Origin of the sequence: Streptomyces sp. MS191 (genome assembly GCF_008042125.1) — a bacterium.
Taxonomy (GTDB): domain Bacteria; phylum Actinomycetota; class Actinomycetes; order Streptomycetales; family Streptomycetaceae; genus Streptomyces.
This window is the reverse complement of sequence record NZ_RDBI01000040.1, coordinates 969,461-983,775: the sequence shown is the minus strand read 5'-3', so window position 1 is coordinate 983,775 and position 14,315 is coordinate 969,461. Positions and strand designations below refer to the sequence as shown.

Here is a 14,315-nt window from a genome sequence, read left to right as displayed (position 1 = left end):
GGCGGGAGGTGAACCGCGTGTACGTCTGCTCATGCTTCGGTGTCACGGAGAGGCAGGTCAAGGAGCATGCGGACGCGGGCGCGTGCACGCCTCGCCAGATCGCCTCCGCCTGCAAGGCCGGCACCGACTGCGGCTCCTGCGTACGACGCATTCAAGCCATTCTGGGCCGTGGCAACTGCCCGCGACGGGAGCTCCTGGACCAGGGCGTCCCGGCCCTGACGGGTGAGCCGGCCGTACCGGAGGAGCTCTCCGAGGCCGCCTGAGGCCCCCGCTGCCCGCTCGGCGCCGCCTGCCGTCCGCCGTGCCCGGACGGACCTAGCTCGGCTGCTCGATCAGCGTCGAGATGTAGAGCGCCTCGCCCAGGCTCTCGATGAGCTCCAGCTGGGTGTCGAGGTAGTCGATGTGGTGCTCCTCGTCGGCCAGGATCTCCTCGAAGAGGTTCGCCGAGGTGATGTCGCCCTTGGTGCGCATGACCTCGATGCCGCGCTTGAGGCGGTCGATCGCCTCCACCTCCACCTGGCGGTCCGCCTGGAACATCTCCGTGATGGTCTGGCCGACCCGGACGTGGAAGAGCCGCTGGTAGTTGGGCAGACCGTCCAGCATCAGGATGCGCTCGGTCAGCTTGTCCGCGTGCTTCATCTCGTCGATGGATTCTTCGCGGGTGTACTTGGCGAGCTTCGTCCAGCCCTTGTTGTCCTGGATGCGGTAGTGCAGCCAGTACTGGTTGATGGCCGTCAGCTCGCCGGTCAGCTGCTCGTTGAGGAACTCGAGGACCTCGGGGTCGCCCTGCATCGCAGAGGCTCCTTCCACGCATGTCTGTGTCGTGACTGGGCAGGATGGCGGCATCCTCGCACCACGCATGGGGGGCGTCCAGTAAGTGCAGGCTTAGTGGGAGTTGCCCTAATCGTGCGAGGTCGGAGGTTGCCTGGTCATGACCACCCCTCGCGGTCTGTCACCATGGATGACATGGGTCAGCCGGAGAGCGGAGTACACCGGGAAGCAGGACAGTCGGATCTTCCGCCGGGACAGCGGCTGCAACGCGGCTGGCCGGTCACCCATTACGGCCCCGTTCCCAAGTTCAAGCCGGACCGCTGGGAGTTCAGGGTCTTCGGCGCCACGGCGGACGGCGACAAGCGGTGCTGGAACCACGAGGAGTTCTCGGCCCTGCCGTTCGCGACGGTCGTGGCCGATCTGCACTGTGTGACGAAGTTCAGCATGCTGGGGGCCGAATGGGGTGGCGTCCCCGCCCGGACGATCCTCGACCTGGCCCCGCCGGCCGCGAACGTCACGCACGTGATGGTCTGGGCCGAGTACGGCTTCAGCGCCAACATGCGCCTGGCCGACTTCGCCTCGGACCGGACGATCTTCGCCACCCACAAGGACGGTGAGCTGCTCACCGCCGAGCACGGCTTCCCGCTCCGGCTCGTCGTTCCGCACCTCTATGCCTGGAAGGGCCCGAAGTGGGTCCGCGGCGTGGAGTACATGACCGCCGACCGCCGCGGCTTCTGGGAGGAGCGCGGCTACCACAACATCGGCGACCCGTGGACGGAGCAGCGCTACTCCTACCAGGAGGAGCCCGGGGACGGCCCGGAGCTGTAGCTCCGAGGGGTCCGCCCCCGGCCCCGTTCAGTGGTGGTACCGGTGCACCACCGCGTGTCCCTTGCCCCGGCCGATCATCCACTTGTTGACCGGCGTGGTGAGGACGAAGGCGGCGGCGAGCGCGATCGCGAGGACGACCCAGAACAGCGCGTCCGTCAGGTGCGCGTCCATGGCGCCCGGCCACAGGGCGATCACGCCGTTGTCGATCAGCTCCATGACGGCGATCGAGAGGGTGTCGGCGGCCAGCGCGACCTTGACGGCGGTCCGGAAGCCGACGCCGGCCGTCAGGATGCCGCGCAGGGTGAGCGCGTAGCCGAAGAAGAACGCCAGGACGATCGCCAGGATCATCGTCGGCATGTTGCCCCAGCCCAGCGCGGTGCCGATGATCATGCCGAGCACCTCGCCGATGGCGCAGCCGGTGAGGCAGTGCAGCGTCGCCCTGGCGGCCGTGGCCCAGGTGACCCCGCCGGAGGCGTGGTGCGCGTGACCGCTCCCGTGCCCGCCGGCGTCGTGTCCCGCGTGACCCCCGTGGCTCCCGTGGCCCTGGTGACCGGTGCTGTGGTGCTCGGTGTGCGCTTCGTGCTCCATGACGGGCCCCAAACGTCGAGTAGCGGTTCCTGCCTCTACAGGAACCGTATACCCCCCTGGGGTATTCCTCAACTGTGTGGTGCGCGTGCCGGGCCGCTCACTCCCTGAGCTTCTTCAGCCGCTCCACGTCCGCCGCGTGCCCCGCGGCCCCGCCGGGAGTCTCGATGACCAGCGGGACGCCCTCGGTCGCCGGGTGGCTGAACAGCGTCCGGAACGGCTCCTCGCCGATGTGCCCGGCGCCGATGTTCGCGTGCCGGTCCTTGTGCGCGCCGACGACGTCCTCGGAGTCGTTGGCGTGGATCAGCTTCAGCCGGCCCTCTCCGACGGTCGCCACCAGCTCGTCGAGGGTGCGCGCCATGCCGTCCGGCCCGGTCAGGTCGTGGCCGGCGGCGAAGATGTGACAGGTGTCCAGGCAGATCCCCAGCCGGGGGTGGTGGTCGAGGGCGTCGAAGTACGGGCCGAGGTCCTCCGCCCGCGAGCAGAGCGAGGAGCCCTGCCCCGCCGTCGACTCCAGCAGCAGGAACGGGTCGTCGTCGTGCGTCAGCTCGTCCAGCAGCGGGCGCATCCGTTCCCGCACCTGCGCCAGCGCCACCTCGCGCGGCCGGCCGCCGGTCGCCGAACCGGTGTGCACCACCACGCCCCGCGCACCGATCTCCCGGGCGCGGCGCAGCGAGTGGCGCAGCGAGGTGACCGAGTGCTCGACGGTGGCCTCGGTGTGGGAGCCGAAGTTGATCAGGTACGGGGCGTGCACCCAGGCGGACAGGCCCTCGGCCTCGCACTCCGCGCGGAAGCGTTCGTCCTGCGCGGGGTTGCCGGCGGGTGTCGCCCAGCCGCGCGGGTTGGCGACGAAGACCTGCACGGTCTCGGCGCCGAGGGTGCGGGCGTAGCCGAGTCCGACCGTGGCGAGGCCGCCGGCCACGGGGACGTGGCCGCCGACGGGGTTGCGCATGAGTCTCTACAGTCCCTTGATCGTGATGGTGATCGTGGAGCCCTCGGCCGCCGTGGAGCCGCCGTCGACGGACTGCTCCGCGACCGTGTTCCCGAGGTAGGGGAAGGACTTCTCGACCTTCACCTCGAAGCCCGCGCCCTCCAGCTCCGCGCGCGCCTCGTCGACCGTGGCGCCCACGACGTCCGGGACGGCGACCATCTTCGGGCCCTTGGAGACGGTGAGGGTGATCGTGTCCCCCTTGGCGGCCCGGCTGCCCTCGGCCAGTGACTGGGCGGCGATCGTGCCCGCGTCCTCGGGGGAGTCGATCCGCTCGGTGGCGACCCGCACGGTGAGGCCGGCCTCCTGGAGCGTGCTCGTCGCGTCCGCCACGCTCTCGCCGGTCACGTCCGGGACGTCGATCGGGGCGCCCTTGCTGACGACCAGGGCGATCGCGGAGTCGGGGGCGCGCTCGGTGCCGGGCTCGGGGTCCGAGCCGATCACCGCGCCCTGCGGGACCGACCGGCTGAAGGTGTTCGTGACCACGCCGGTGGCGAGCCCCTCCTGCTCCAGCAGCTTCTTCGCCTCCGCCAGCGGCTTGCCCTTGAGGTGGGGGACCTTCACGACCTCGGGACCGCGCGAGAGGGTCAGCTTCACCGAGCCGTTGCCGCGGATCCGCTCGCCGGGGGCCGGGTCGGTGTCCATGACGGTGCCGCGCTCGTAGACCTCGCTGAAGGCGCGGTCGGTCGCGCCGACGTCGAGTCCGGCGTCGGCGAGCCGCTTCGTGGCCTCGGCCTCCGTCTGGCCGAGCACGGCCGGGACCCGGGTGAACTGGCCGGAATTGATGTACCAGACGCCGGTGCCGATCCCGAGGATCAGCAGGACGGCGGCGACGACCAGCAGCGGACCGCGGGACAGCAGGGGGGCCCGGCCCGCTCTCGGGGCCGGGGGGAGTCCGGGCGTCGCGTGCGCGGCCGGCACGGGCTCCGGCGGCAGGCCCAGTCTGCTGGTGCGCTCGGACGGCACGCGCGGGATCACGCTGGTCGGGTCCTCGGACGGGGCTCCCGGCCCGGCGGCGCCCTCCTGGCGCGCCTGCGGCGGCACCAGGTCCAGCTGCTCGTCGCTCAGCGCGGCGCGGGCCTCCCGGGTCCGGGCCAGCAGGTCGACGGCGTCGTAGGGGCGGACGTCCGCGTTGCGCGCGGTGGCGCCCGCGACCAGCTCGTCCAGTTCGAGCGCGAGGCCCGGGACGGCGGCCGACGGGGCCGGGACGTCGGTGTTCAGGTGCTGGTAGAGCACCTGGGCGGGGGTGTCGCCGGTGTGCGGCTTGCCGCCGGTCAGCATCTCGTACAGGACGACGCCGCAGGCGTACACGTCGGCGCGGGTGTCGGCGGTGCCGTGCTCGATCTGCTCGGGTGCGAGGTAGGAGACGGTGCCGAGGACGGCGCCCGTGGTCTGGGTGGCGGAGCCGACCGCCCGTACGAGCCCGAAGTCGGCGACCTTGACCCGGCCGTCGTCCCCTATCAGGACGTTCTCGGGCTTCATGTCCCGGTGCACGAACCCGGCCCGGTGCGCGGCGCCGAGCGCGGCGAGCACCGGTTCCAGGATGTCGAGAGCGGCGCGGGGCCGGAGGGCGCCGCGTTCGCGCAGGACGTCGCGCAGCGTGCAGCCGGCGACGTACTCCATGGCGAGATAGACGTACGCGCCGTCCGCGCCCTGGTCGAAGACCCCCACGACGTTCGGGTGGGACAGCCGTGCGACGGACTTCGCCTCGCGGATGAACCGCTCGACGAAGGTCGCGTCCGTGGCGAGCGACGGGTGCATCACCTTGAGCGCGAGCACCCGGTCGAGCCGGATGTCGACGGCCCGGTAGACCGTGGCCATCCCGCCGACGGCGACGCGCGCGTCGACGCGGTAGCGGCCGTCGAGCAGCTGCCCGACGAGGGGGTCCTGAAGGGTCGTGTCCACGGCCCCGAGTTTACGAGTCCGTGGGCACGACGCGGTCCGCGTGGCCGGGACGGGCCCGTACTGCAGCCGAGCTGTGACGGCGCGGGGACGGGCGGGCCGCCGCGGCTGCGCCCCGCCCCGCGGCGCCCGGCCCTCAGAACGCCGGGCGCTCCGGATCCAGGTGCGCCCGGCCCTCCGTCGGCGAGGAGGCCTCGGCGAAGTGCCGGCGGGGGATGCGGCCCGCCCGCCGGGCCAGCCGGCCCGCCTCCACCGCGTGCCGCATCGCGTCCGCCATCAGCACCGGCTCCTGCGCCCGGGTCACCGCCGAGGCGAGCATCACCGCCGCGCAGCCCAGCTCCATCGCGAGCGCCGCGTCCGAGGCCGTTCCGGCCCCCGCGTCCAGGATCACCGGCACCTGCGCCCGCTCCACGATCAGGGAGAAGTTGTGCGGGTTGCGGATCCCGAGCCCGGAGCCGATGGGCGAGCCCAGCGGCATGATCGCCGCGCACCCCACGTCCTCCAGCTTCTTCGCGAGGACCGGATCGTCGTTGGTGTACGGCAGCACCGTGAAGCCGTCGTCGACCAGGGTCTCCGCCGCGTCGAGCAGCTCCACCGCGTCCGGCAGCAGGGTCCGCTCGTCGGCGACGACCTCCAGCTTGATCCAGTCGGTGCCCAGCGCCTCGCGGGCGAGCCGGGCCGTCAGCACGGCCTCGCCCGCGGTGAAGCAGCCCGCCGTGTTGGGCAGGACCCGGATGCCGAGCCGGTCCAGGACGGACAGCACCGAGCCCTGCACCGTCGGGTCGAGCCGCCGCATCGCGACCGTCGTGAGTTCGGTGCCGCTGGCGACCAGCGAACGCTCCAGCACGTCGAGGCTGGGCGCCCCGCCGGTGCCCATGATCAGGCGCGAGGAGAACTCGGTGCCGCCGAGGACGAGGAGATCGTCGGACATCGCTCAGCCTCCCTGCACCGCGGTGAGGACCTCGACCCGGTCCCCCTCGCCGAGGACGGTCGCGGCCCACCGGCTGCGCGGCACGACCGCCTCGTTGACGGCCGCGGCCACGCCCGAGGGCGCCGTGGTCAGGGTGGCGACCAGGACGTCGAGGGAGAGGGGGCCGGCGAGCACGTGCGGCTCCCCGTTCACGGAGACGTTCATGCGGGCTGCTCCTGACGTGCGTGCACCGGGSGTGCGGGGGAGAAACGGCGGGGGGTGAAGGGACGCGCCTCGTCCGGCAGCGTGCCGGTGGCCAGGACCTCGGCCATGACGTCACCCGTGACGGGGGTGAGCAGCACCCCGTTGCGGTAGTGGCCGGTGGCCAGATGGAGGCCCGGCAGGGCGCTCGGGCCGAGCATGGGGGCGTTGTCCGGCGAGCCGGGGCGCAGACCGGCCCGGGTCTCGGTGAGCGGCAGTTCGGTGATGCCGGGCACCAGCTCGTGGGCGTCGCGCAGCAGCTCGTACACCCCGCCCGCGGTCACCGTCGTGTCCCAGCCCAGCTCCTCGCTGGTCGCGCCGACGACGAGCTCGCCGCTCTCGCGCGGCACCAGGTAGACGTGGCTGCCCCGGACGACGGCCCGTACGGTCCGGGACAGGAACGGCGCGTACGCCGGCGGCACGGTGAGCCGCAGCACCTGTCCCTTCACCGGGCGCACCGGCGGCAGGACCTCGTCCGGTACGCCGGCCAGCCGGCCGCTGAGGCTGCCGCCGGCCAGGACGACCCGGTCCGCGAGGAGCTCCGTGCCGTCGTCGAGCACCGCGCCCACGGCTCGGTCCCGGGCCACCGTCAGCCGTTCCGCGACGGCCCGGTGGAAGATCACGCCGGCCCGTTCGCAGGCGGTGACCAGCGCCGCGGCGAGCCGGCGCGGATCGACCTGGTGGTCGCCGTCGACCCGCAGCCCGCCCCGCACGCCCGGTGCCAGCATCGGCTCCAGGCGCCGGCAGTCGCGCCCGCTGAGCCACTCCGACTCCAGGCCGCAGCGGGTCTGCAGCGCGTGCAGTTCCCGCAGGTGCGCGCGGTCGTCGGCGTCGAGCGCGACGGCGAGCGTGCCGCAGGCGCGGTAGCCGACGTCGTGCCCCGTGGCGTCCTGGAGTTCATCGACGAACCCCGGATAGCGGCGCGCGGAGGCGAGGTTGAGCCCGAGCAGGGTCTCCTCGCCGTAGTGGAGTTCGGTGACGGCGGCGAGCATGCCCGCCGCCACGGCGGCGGCCCCGCCGCCCGGTCCGGGGTCGACGACGGCGGTGCGCAGTCCGCGCAGCGCGGTCCGCCAGGCCGTGACCAGGCCGATGATCCCGCCCCCGATGACGAGGACGTCCGATCCTGAACGTGGCTGCATGGGCGTCCAGCCCCTCCCTTCGCCGGCATGACCCGGATCAGGTTCGTACGGTCGGAGGCCGTCCCAGCCTCCCTCTCAGCCCGGTGCGTCCGGGCTCCCGCGAGTGCTTTACGTCGGCCAGACTAGCCCCCGCCCCGTTCCGCTCCCAGGGCCCACCCTTACTGACGGATCGTCAGATGCGTAAGGTGGACGGGTGAGCGAGCAGAAGCAGTCATCGCAGCGTGTGGTCGTCGTGGGTGCCGGAATGGCGGGCGTGCAGACCGCCGTCGCCCTGCGCGAACAGGGCTTCACCGGGCCCGTCACCCTCATCGGCGCCGAGCCGCACCAGCCCTACGACCGGCCGCCGCTCTCCAAGGCGGTCCTCCTGGGCAAGGCCGAGGACTCCGCCTTCGACGTCGACTTCGAGGCGCTCGGCATCGAGCTGCGCCTCGGCCTGGACGTGACCGGCCTGCGCGCCGCCGACCACGAGATCGACACCGAGGCCGGCCCCGTCCCGTACGACGTCCTCGTCCTCGCCACCGGGGCCCGGCCCGTCACCCTGCCGGGCACCGAGGGCGTTCCCGGCGTCCACCTGCTGCGCACCCTGGACGACGCCGCCCGTCTCAAGCCCGTCCTGGAGCGGCGGCACGACATCGTGGTCGTCGGCGCGGGCTGGATCGGCGCCGAGTTCACCACCGCGGCGCGCGAGGCGGGGTGCGTCGTCACGGTCGTCGAGGCGGCCGAGCGGCCCCTGTTCGGAGCGCTGCCCGCCGAGGTCGCCGCGCCCATGGCCGGGTGGTACGCCGAGAGCGGCGCCGAACTCCTCACCGACGCGCGGGTGGCGGCGGTCGAACCCGGCCACGTCGTCCTCGCCGACGGCCGGCACCTGCCCGCCGACGCGGTCGTCGTCGGCATCGGCGCGCGGCCCGCCACCGACTGGCTCGACGGCTCCGGGATCGCCCTCGACGCGGGCGGATCCGTCACGGCCGACGCGCGGCTGCGGACCTCGCTGCCCGACGTGTACGCCGTCGGCGACTGCGCCTCCTTCCCGTCCGCCCGCTACGGCGAACGGCTCCTCGTCCACCACTGGGACAACGCCCTGCAGGGCCCGCGCACGGTCGCGGCCGACATCGTCGGCGACGCCCCCGAGGACTACGACCCGGTCCCGTACTTCTGGTCCGAGCAGTTCGGCCGCTTCGTGCAGTACGCCGGCCACCACGCCGGCGCCGGCGACCTCGTCCGCCGCGGCGACCCGGCCGGCGCCGCCTGGTCCGTGCTCTGGCTGCGCGACGGCGTGCTCGTCGCGCTGCTGGCCGTCGGACGCCCGCGCGACCTGGCCCAGGGCCGCAAGCTGATCGAGGCGGGCGCCCGGATGGACCCGGACCGCGCGGCCGACCCGGCCGTCCCCCTGAAGGCGGCGGCGGTCTAGCGCCCGGAATTCACCGATCCGGCCCGATCCGGAGGGGCATCCACCGGGCCCGACTACCGGCTGTCAGTCCGGGATGGCAGGCTTGTCCCGTGACCGAGATTGACGCAAAGACCGATGCTCTCGTCCCCGCCTGGCTCTACCTCCCCGACATCGCGGAAATGCTCGACGTCGAGGTGACGCGCGTCCGGCAGCTGGTCAAGGAAGGCCAGCTCATCGCCGTGCGCCGCGGTGAGAACAGGGCGCTCCAGGTGCCTGCCGCCTTCATCCAGGGCGACAAGGTGGTCAAGGGTCTCGCCGGGACCCTGACGCTCCTGAAGGACGACGGCTTCACCGACGAAGAGATGCTGGAGTGGCTCTTCACTCCCGACCCCAGCCTGCCGGGCACGCCCGCGCAGGCCCTCAGCGAGAATCGTGGCACGGAGGTGAAGCGCCGCGCCCAGGCGCTCGCCGTCTGACACACCGACGACACCACAGGAGGTTCCGCGGGGACCGGGCCCGGCCCGGCCCCCGCGGCGCCGCCGCACCGACGGGGGGATCCACCCATGCCCACGCCTCGCGCCCGGCTCGCCGACGCCCGGCTCTACCTGTGCACGGACGCCCGCAGGAGCCGGGGCGACCTGCCCGCGTTCCTCGACGCCGTGCTGTCGTCGGGCGTGGACATCGTGCAGCTGCGCGACAAGGGCATGGAGGCCGGCGAGGAGCTGGAGCACCTCGCCGTGTTCGCCGACGCCTGCCGCCGCCACGGCAAGCTGCTCGCCGTGAACGACCGGGCCGACGTCGCCCACGCCATCGGCTCCGACGTGCTGCACCTGGGCCAGGGCGACCTGCCGGTGCCCGCCGCCCGGGCGATTCTGGGCGACGGCGTCCTCGTCGGCCGCTCCTGCCACGCCGAGTCCGAGGTGGACGCGGCCGCCGCGGAACCCGGCGTCGACTACTTCTGCACCGGACCCTGCTGGCCCACCCCCACCAAGCCGGGGCGGTACGCGCCGGGGCTCGGGCTCGTGCGGTACGCCGCCTCCCTCGAGCAGGACCGGCCCTGGTTCGCCATCGGCGGGATCGACGAGACCACCCTCGACGAGGTCCTCGACGCCGGCGCCCGCCGGATCGTCGTCGTCCGGGCGATCACCGAGGCCGACGACCCGGCCGCGGCGGCCGCCCGGCTCGCCGAGCGGGTCCGCGAGCGCACGGCATAGGCCCGCCCGGAAAGCCCCCGGGGTCTTGCCGATCCTGCCCGCGGCCCGGCAAGATCGACGGGACACCTCCTGGATCCGCCCGGTATCGCCCTCCGGAGCCTGTCCAAAAACGTGTCCATTCTGCGGACCCGGCTTCTGCGGTGGGGAGACCACGTCTAACCTGCCCGTATGGCTCTCGGAACCGCTTCCACCCGGTCGGATCGCGCCCGCACGGTGCGCGACATCCTCGCGTCCGGAAAGTGCTCGTACTCCTTCGAGTTCTTCGCGCCCCGCACGGAGAAGGGTGAGCGGAGCCTGTGGAAGGCGCTGCGCCATGTCGAGCAGGTCGGTCCGAGCTTCGTCTCCGTGACCTACGGCGCCGGCGGCTCCACCCGCGGTGGCACGGTCAAGGCCACCCAGGAGATCGCCGCCGACACCACCCTCACGCCCGTCGCCCACCTCACCGCCGTCGACCACTCGGTCGCCGAGCTGCGCAACGTCCTGGGGCAGTACGCCGACGCGGGCATCCGCAACATGCTCGCCCTGCGCGGCGACCCGCCCGGCGACCCGCTCGGCACCTGGGTCGAGCACCCCGAGGGCGTCCTCTACGCCGCCGACCTGGTCCGGCTGATCAAGGAGTCCGGCGACTTCTGCGTCGGCGTGGCCGCGTTCCCCGAGATGCACCCCCGCTCCGAAGACTGGGACACGGACATCCGGCACTTCGTGGACAAGTGCCGCGCCGGTGCCGACTACGCCATCACCCAGATGTTCTTCGACCCGGAGAGCTACCTGCGGATGCGCGACAGCGTCGAGAAGGCCGGCTGCGAGACGCCGATCATCCCCGAGGTCATGCCCGTGGTGAACGCCCGTACCCTGGACAGGCTGCCCCAGCTGAGCAACGCGGTCTTCCCCGGGGACGTGAAAGAACGGATCCTCGCCGTCAAGGACGATCCGACCGCTGTACGCTCCATTGGCATCGAGTTCGCGACGGAGTTCTGTGCGCGTCTGCTCTCCGAGGGTGTCCCCGGACTGCACTTCATCACGCTGAACAACTCTGCCGCGACGCTGGAGATCTACGAGAATCTCGGACTGCACGAGCAGTCGTGATCGGCGTACCCGCCCCCGACCCGCGGCGGTGGCCGTAGGAGAGGGGCGGGCATGGGGTGGACGGTCCTCTACATCGCGTTCGGTGTCGTCGCGTTGTGGCTGTTGGGTGAGGTACTGCTCCAGTACAAGGCGCGGCTGCGCTGGCGCCTGCTCGCGTTCAGCGGCTTCCTGGCGGTGGTCCTCGGCGTCCTGCTGCCGTCCGTCGCCGTGATCATCGCGGGGGCGGTCGCCTTCGCCGTCGGACAGACCTACGTCACCCTGTCGTTCCGCCGCGGCTTCTCCACCGGCTGGGCGATCGGCGGGAGCCCGGGCGCGAGCCGTCGCCGCCGGTCGGGCCCGCCGGTCGAGGCACGCCCCACCCTGGAGGTCACCGACCTCTCCTACGAGCCGGTGGAACCCGCGCCGGCCGAGAGCACCGCGGTCTACGAGCCCGAGCCGATGCCCGAGGACACCGGCCAGTACGGCGTCTACGACACCTCCTACGCCGGTGGCGCCCAGCAGGAGCAGCAGCCCGCCTACAGCACGGGCTACGACTCCTACGGGACGGGCTACGACCAGCAGGGCTACGACCCCTCGGCGTACCCGCAGCAGGGGTACGACTACGGGACGGGCGGCCAGCAGCAGTACGCCGCCTACTCCGACCCGTACATCGGCCCGGGCACGGACGGCCAGCAGTACACGTACGACTACGGCACGGGCGGTCAGCAGCAGTACGCCGCCTACCAGGACCCGTACGCCGCCTCGTACGGCTACGACACCCCGCCCGGCGGAGTGTGGGTGCCGCAGCAGCGGGAGGGCGAGCAGCCCCCGCAGCAGCCGGGCTACGAGCCGTACGACAACGACCAGCAGTACCGGTACTGACGGACTCCGGGCCGGCGGGGCGACCCGTCCGCGGGGCCGGGTCCGCCCCGCCCCGCGGGTCCGCCGGTCACTGCGAGCCGCGGAACTCCGCGCCCTCCACGATCAGGCCCGCGACCAGCGCCCCCGACATTCCGGCGTGGGCGAGCCCGCCGCCCGGGTGGGACCAGCCGCCGGCGAAGTACAGGCCGGGCAGCGCGGAGGCGTTGGCCGCCGGCAGCCAGGACCCGCTGCCGCCCGCGAGGGCGGGGCCGGGAACCTCGGCGACGCCCGTCTCCCGGCGGGTGTCCTCAGGGGTGCGGACCTCCTGCCACAGCAGCCGCTCGCGAAGGCCCGGCACGGCGGTCTCGGCCGCCGTCACCATCTCCCGGGCGATCTCCGCCCAGTCGTGTCCCGGGTGGAGGTTCACGGTCGCGGTGAGGGCGACCGCCTCGTGGCCGCCGTCGGGGCGCACCGACGGGTCGTCGGGCCGCAGCACGGTCGTGGTGGGGCGGTCCCCGGCGCCGTGGACGACCGTCCGGTGCACGGCATCCGCCTCCCGCGCGCCGCGCAGGGCCAGACAGACCGTCATCCGGCCCGTGCGGTCGCCCCGGTCCCACGGCCGGTCGCCCCCGCTCTCCCGGCCCACGACGTGATGCCGGTACAACGCGGGAACGGGCGCGCCCGCGACGACGTGGTCCGCCTCGGCCACCTCGCCGCCCGCCAGCTCGATCCCGGCGGCCCGGCCGTCCTTCTCCCGCACGCCGGTGACCTCGGCCCCGAAGACGAACTCGACCCGGCGCGCGACGCACCGCTCGTACACCGCGTCCGCGAGCGCCCGGACGCCGCCCGTCACGTACCAGGTGCCGAAGGTCTGCTCCATGTACGGCAGGACGGCCGCCGAGGCGGGGGCGCCGACCGGATCGAAGCCGTACGACCAGGCGTAGGACTCCAGCAGCGCGACCAGCCGGGGGTCGCGCAGCTCCCGCGCTCCGACCCGGGCCAGGGTGGTGGTGCGGGACCGCAGGAACGGCGCCTTCAGGGCCGGGTACGGCTCGCGGGCCAGCGCGGAGGCGTCCGCGGGCTGCGGCTCCTCCAGCAGCGGTCGGCGGGTGCGGTCCCAGGTCTCGCGGGCCCGGACCAGGAAGTCCCCCCAGCGCTCCCCGGCGCCCGCGCCGAGCGCCGCGTCCAGCGCGGACAGCGTGCCGGCGCGCGAGGCGTTCGGCAGGTCGACCCGGGTGCCGTCGGCGAAGACGTGCCGGCTCGCCGGGTCGACCTGCGTCAGCGTGACGCGGTCCTCCAGCGGCTCCTTGCCCGTCTTGACGAACAGGTCACGGTAGACGGCGGGGAGATGCAGCAGATGGGGGCCGGTGTCGAAGGCGAAGCCGTCGCGCTCGAAGCGGCCGACGCCACCGCCGTACGTCGCCGCGCGCTCGTACACCGTCACCCGGTGGCCGGCCACGGCCAGCCGGGCCGCAGCCGCCATGGCGCCCATCCCGGCGCCGATCACCACAATCCGTGCCATGTCAGGGACCCTATCCGCCCCCGCCGGCACCTCGGTCAGCCGGGCGGTCCCGGAACCCGGGCCCCCGCCGCCGCGAGCCGCCGCTCCTCACGGCGCTGCGCCCTGCGGCGCAGGAAACGGCGGATCCGGTGGGCGAGGAAGCCCAGTATCACCAGCCCCAGCACCAGCAGGACGGCCGCGATGACCGCCGCCGCCTGCGGGTTGAAGATCGCGAAGGTGACGATCCCCGCCACCCCGAGATCCTCGGCCAGGCTGAGGGTGATGTTGGAGAACGGTTCCGGCGAGGTGTTGACCGCCATCCGGGTCCCGGCCTTGACGACATGGCTCAGCAGGGCGGTCGTGCCGCCGACCGCGCCCGCGGCCAGCTCCGGCAGCGACCCCGACTGGCCGGCGAGCAGGGCGCCCACGACGGCGCCGGCGATCGGCCGGATCACCGTGTGGACGGAGTCCCAGACCGAGTCGACGTAGGGGATCTTGTCCGCCACCGCCTCGCAGAGGAACAGCACCCCGGCGGCGATCAGGACGTCGGTGCGCTCCAGCGACGGGGGCACCTCGTCGCTGAGGCCGGTGATGCCGAAGAGGCCGAGCAGCAGGACCACCGCGTAGGCGTTGATCCCGCTCGCCCAGCCGCTGGTGAAGACCAGGGGGAGTACGGACACGGTCGCGATCGTAGTCAGACCGCCGGGCCCGCGCGTGGGCATCGGCACGGACGGCTGAGTACCCGTACCTAGGCGGCGAGATGAGTAGCTGCGCGGATGGGCTTCGACCTGCGCGGACGGAAGAGTGGAGGGCAACGGAAGGGGCGCGGCTCCGCACCGCCGGCACGGGGCGGCGGAGCGGGGTCGCGCACCTGCCGGCACGGGGGTGCACACGGGGGTGCAC

The 14,315-nt window shown here is 73.3% G+C and carries 16 protein-coding genes and 1 riboswitch; of the genes, 7 read left to right on the top strand and 9 right to left on the bottom strand.

All coding sequences use genetic code 11. The annotated features are described in order from the left end of the window. Nucleotides 1-8: 8 nt before the first annotated feature. Nucleotides 9-263 carry a (2Fe-2S)-binding protein gene (locus tag EAO71_RS11480; RefSeq protein ID WP_147977632.1) on the top strand — a complete coding sequence of 85 codons (255 nt, stop codon included), beginning with the start codon at nucleotides 9-11 and terminating at the stop codon, nucleotides 261-263. A 52-nt stretch (nucleotides 264-315) separates the two neighbouring features. Here EAO71_RS11480 and bfr read toward each other — a convergent pair whose 3' ends face one another. Beyond that, entirely contained in the window at nucleotides 316-792 is a 477-nt protein-coding gene (gene bfr / locus EAO71_RS11475; RefSeq protein WP_147977631.1) for a bacterioferritin, read from the bottom strand. A 174-nt stretch (nucleotides 793-966) separates the two neighbouring features. Between bfr and EAO71_RS11470 the strand changes: the two genes are divergently transcribed. Beyond that, nucleotides 967-1,599, top strand: a complete 633-nt coding sequence (locus tag EAO71_RS11470) for a sulfite oxidase-like oxidoreductase (RefSeq protein WP_147977630.1) — start codon at nucleotides 967-969, stop codon at nucleotides 1,597-1,599. 27 nt (nucleotides 1,600-1,626) lie between these two features. Here the strand turns inward: EAO71_RS11470 and EAO71_RS11465 are convergent, their stop codons facing one another. The 6 genes from EAO71_RS11465 to thiO form a co-directional block, all read right to left on the bottom strand. Beyond that, the gene (locus tag EAO71_RS11465) at nucleotides 1,627-2,187 is read right to left on the bottom strand and encodes a DUF4396 domain-containing protein (RefSeq protein ID WP_147977629.1); all 561 of its coding nucleotides are present in this window, start codon (nucleotides 2,185-2,187) and stop codon (nucleotides 1,627-1,629) included. Nucleotides 2,188-2,284: 97 nt separating this feature from the next. Beyond that, nucleotides 2,285-3,136 (bottom strand): deoxyribonuclease IV, encoded by an 852-nt coding sequence (locus EAO71_RS11460; RefSeq protein ID WP_147977628.1) that lies wholly within the window; start codon nucleotides 3,134-3,136, stop codon nucleotides 2,285-2,287. Between the two features lie 6 nt (nucleotides 3,137-3,142). Beyond that, nucleotides 3,143-5,077, bottom strand: a complete 1,935-nt coding sequence (gene pknB / locus EAO71_RS11455) for a Stk1 family PASTA domain-containing Ser/Thr kinase (protein ID WP_187282638.1) — start codon at nucleotides 5,075-5,077, stop codon at nucleotides 3,143-3,145. A 133-nt stretch (nucleotides 5,078-5,210) separates the two neighbouring features. Continuing rightward, entirely contained in the window at nucleotides 5,211-6,005 is a 795-nt protein-coding gene (locus tag EAO71_RS11450) for a thiazole synthase (RefSeq protein WP_147977627.1), read from the bottom strand. Between the two features lie 3 nt (nucleotides 6,006-6,008). Next, on the bottom strand, nucleotides 6,009-6,209 hold the full coding sequence (thiS, locus tag EAO71_RS11445; protein WP_147977626.1) for a sulfur carrier protein ThiS: 201 nt from the start codon (nucleotides 6,207-6,209) through the stop codon (nucleotides 6,009-6,011). Continuing rightward, the gene (gene thiO, locus EAO71_RS11440; protein ID WP_147977625.1) at nucleotides 6,206-7,384 is read right to left on the bottom strand and encodes a glycine oxidase ThiO; all 1,179 of its coding nucleotides are present in this window, start codon (nucleotides 7,382-7,384) and stop codon (nucleotides 6,206-6,208) included. The genes thiS and thiO overlap by 4 nt, the downstream gene beginning before the upstream one ends. Continuing rightward, a riboswitch (TPP riboswitch) is annotated at nucleotides 7,382-7,495 on the bottom strand. Its footprint overlaps the gene before it by 3 nt. 133 nt (nucleotides 7,496-7,628) lie before the next feature. On the opposite strand from thiO, the gene EAO71_RS11435 reads away from it, so the two are divergent. The 5 genes from EAO71_RS11435 to EAO71_RS11415 all read left to right on the top strand — a co-directional run bounded on the left by EAO71_RS11435 (nucleotide 7,629) and on the right by EAO71_RS11415 (nucleotide 11,932). Beyond that, complete coding sequence (locus EAO71_RS11435) at nucleotides 7,629-8,792, top strand: NAD(P)/FAD-dependent oxidoreductase (protein WP_399755806.1); 1,164 nt, start codon at nucleotides 7,629-7,631, stop codon at nucleotides 8,790-8,792. 89 nt (nucleotides 8,793-8,881) lie between these two features. After that, on the top strand, nucleotides 8,882-9,247 hold the full coding sequence (locus EAO71_RS11430) for an Rv2175c family DNA-binding protein (protein WP_147977623.1): 366 nt from the start codon (nucleotides 8,882-8,884) through the stop codon (nucleotides 9,245-9,247). An 87-nt stretch (nucleotides 9,248-9,334) separates the two neighbouring features. Next, on the top strand, nucleotides 9,335-9,985 hold the full coding sequence (thiE, locus tag EAO71_RS11425) for a thiamine phosphate synthase (RefSeq protein ID WP_147977622.1): 651 nt from the start codon (nucleotides 9,335-9,337) through the stop codon (nucleotides 9,983-9,985). Nucleotides 9,986-10,153: 168 nt separating this feature from the next. Further along, on the top strand, nucleotides 10,154-11,071 hold the full coding sequence (gene metF / locus EAO71_RS11420) for a methylenetetrahydrofolate reductase [NAD(P)H] (protein WP_147977621.1): 918 nt from the start codon (nucleotides 10,154-10,156) through the stop codon (nucleotides 11,069-11,071). Between the two features lie 51 nt (nucleotides 11,072-11,122). Further along, entirely contained in the window at nucleotides 11,123-11,932 is an 810-nt protein-coding gene (locus EAO71_RS11415) for a hypothetical protein (RefSeq protein WP_147977620.1), read from the top strand. A gap of 67 nt (nucleotides 11,933-11,999) precedes the next feature. Here EAO71_RS11415 and EAO71_RS11410 read toward each other — a convergent pair whose 3' ends face one another. Together EAO71_RS11410 and EAO71_RS11405 are read right to left on the bottom strand one after the other, a co-directional pair. Further along, nucleotides 12,000-13,433: a phytoene desaturase family protein gene (locus EAO71_RS11410; RefSeq protein ID WP_147977619.1), complete on the bottom strand. Its 1,434-nt coding sequence runs from the start codon at nucleotides 13,431-13,433 to the stop codon at nucleotides 12,000-12,002. A 35-nt stretch (nucleotides 13,434-13,468) separates the two neighbouring features. Further along, entirely contained in the window at nucleotides 13,469-14,092 is a 624-nt protein-coding gene (locus EAO71_RS11405; protein WP_187282637.1) for a DUF4126 domain-containing protein, read from the bottom strand. Nucleotides 14,093-14,315: the final 223 nt, after the last annotated feature.

What these genes read in the sequence shown, in the direction of transcription:
- bfr (WP_147977631.1), bottom strand. Translation starts at nt 792, where the DNA reads ATGCAGGGCGACCCCGAGGTCCTCGAGTTCCTCAACGAGCAGCTGACC.
- EAO71_RS11470 (WP_147977630.1), top strand. Translation starts at nt 967, where the DNA reads ATGGGTCAGCCGGAGAGCGGAGTACACCGGGAAGCAGGACAGTCGGAT.
- EAO71_RS11465 (WP_147977629.1), bottom strand. Translation starts at nt 2,187, where the DNA reads ATGGAGCACGAAGCGCACACCGAGCACCACAGCACCGGTCACCAGGGC.
- EAO71_RS11460 (WP_147977628.1), bottom strand. Translation starts at nt 3,136, where the DNA reads ATGCGCAACCCCGTCGGCGGCCACGTCCCCGTGGCCGGCGGCCTCGCC.
- EAO71_RS11450 (WP_147977627.1), bottom strand. Translation starts at nt 6,005, where the DNA reads ATGTCCGACGATCTCCTCGTCCTCGGCGGCACCGAGTTCTCCTCGCGC.
- thiS (WP_147977626.1), bottom strand. Translation starts at nt 6,209, where the DNA reads ATGAACGTCTCCGTGAACGGGGAGCCGCACGTGCTCGCCGGCCCCCTC.
- EAO71_RS11435 (WP_399755806.1), top strand. Translation starts at nt 7,629, where the DNA reads ATGGCGGGCGTGCAGACCGCCGTCGCCCTGCGCGAACAGGGCTTCACC.
- thiE (WP_147977622.1), top strand. Translation starts at nt 9,335, where the DNA reads ATGCCCACGCCTCGCGCCCGGCTCGCCGACGCCCGGCTCTACCTGTGC.
- metF (WP_147977621.1), top strand. Translation starts at nt 10,154, where the DNA reads ATGGCTCTCGGAACCGCTTCCACCCGGTCGGATCGCGCCCGCACGGTG.
- EAO71_RS11415 (WP_147977620.1), top strand. Translation starts at nt 11,123, where the DNA reads ATGGGGTGGACGGTCCTCTACATCGCGTTCGGTGTCGTCGCGTTGTGG.
- EAO71_RS11410 (WP_147977619.1), bottom strand. Translation starts at nt 13,433, where the DNA reads ATGGCACGGATTGTGGTGATCGGCGCCGGGATGGGCGCCATGGCGGCT.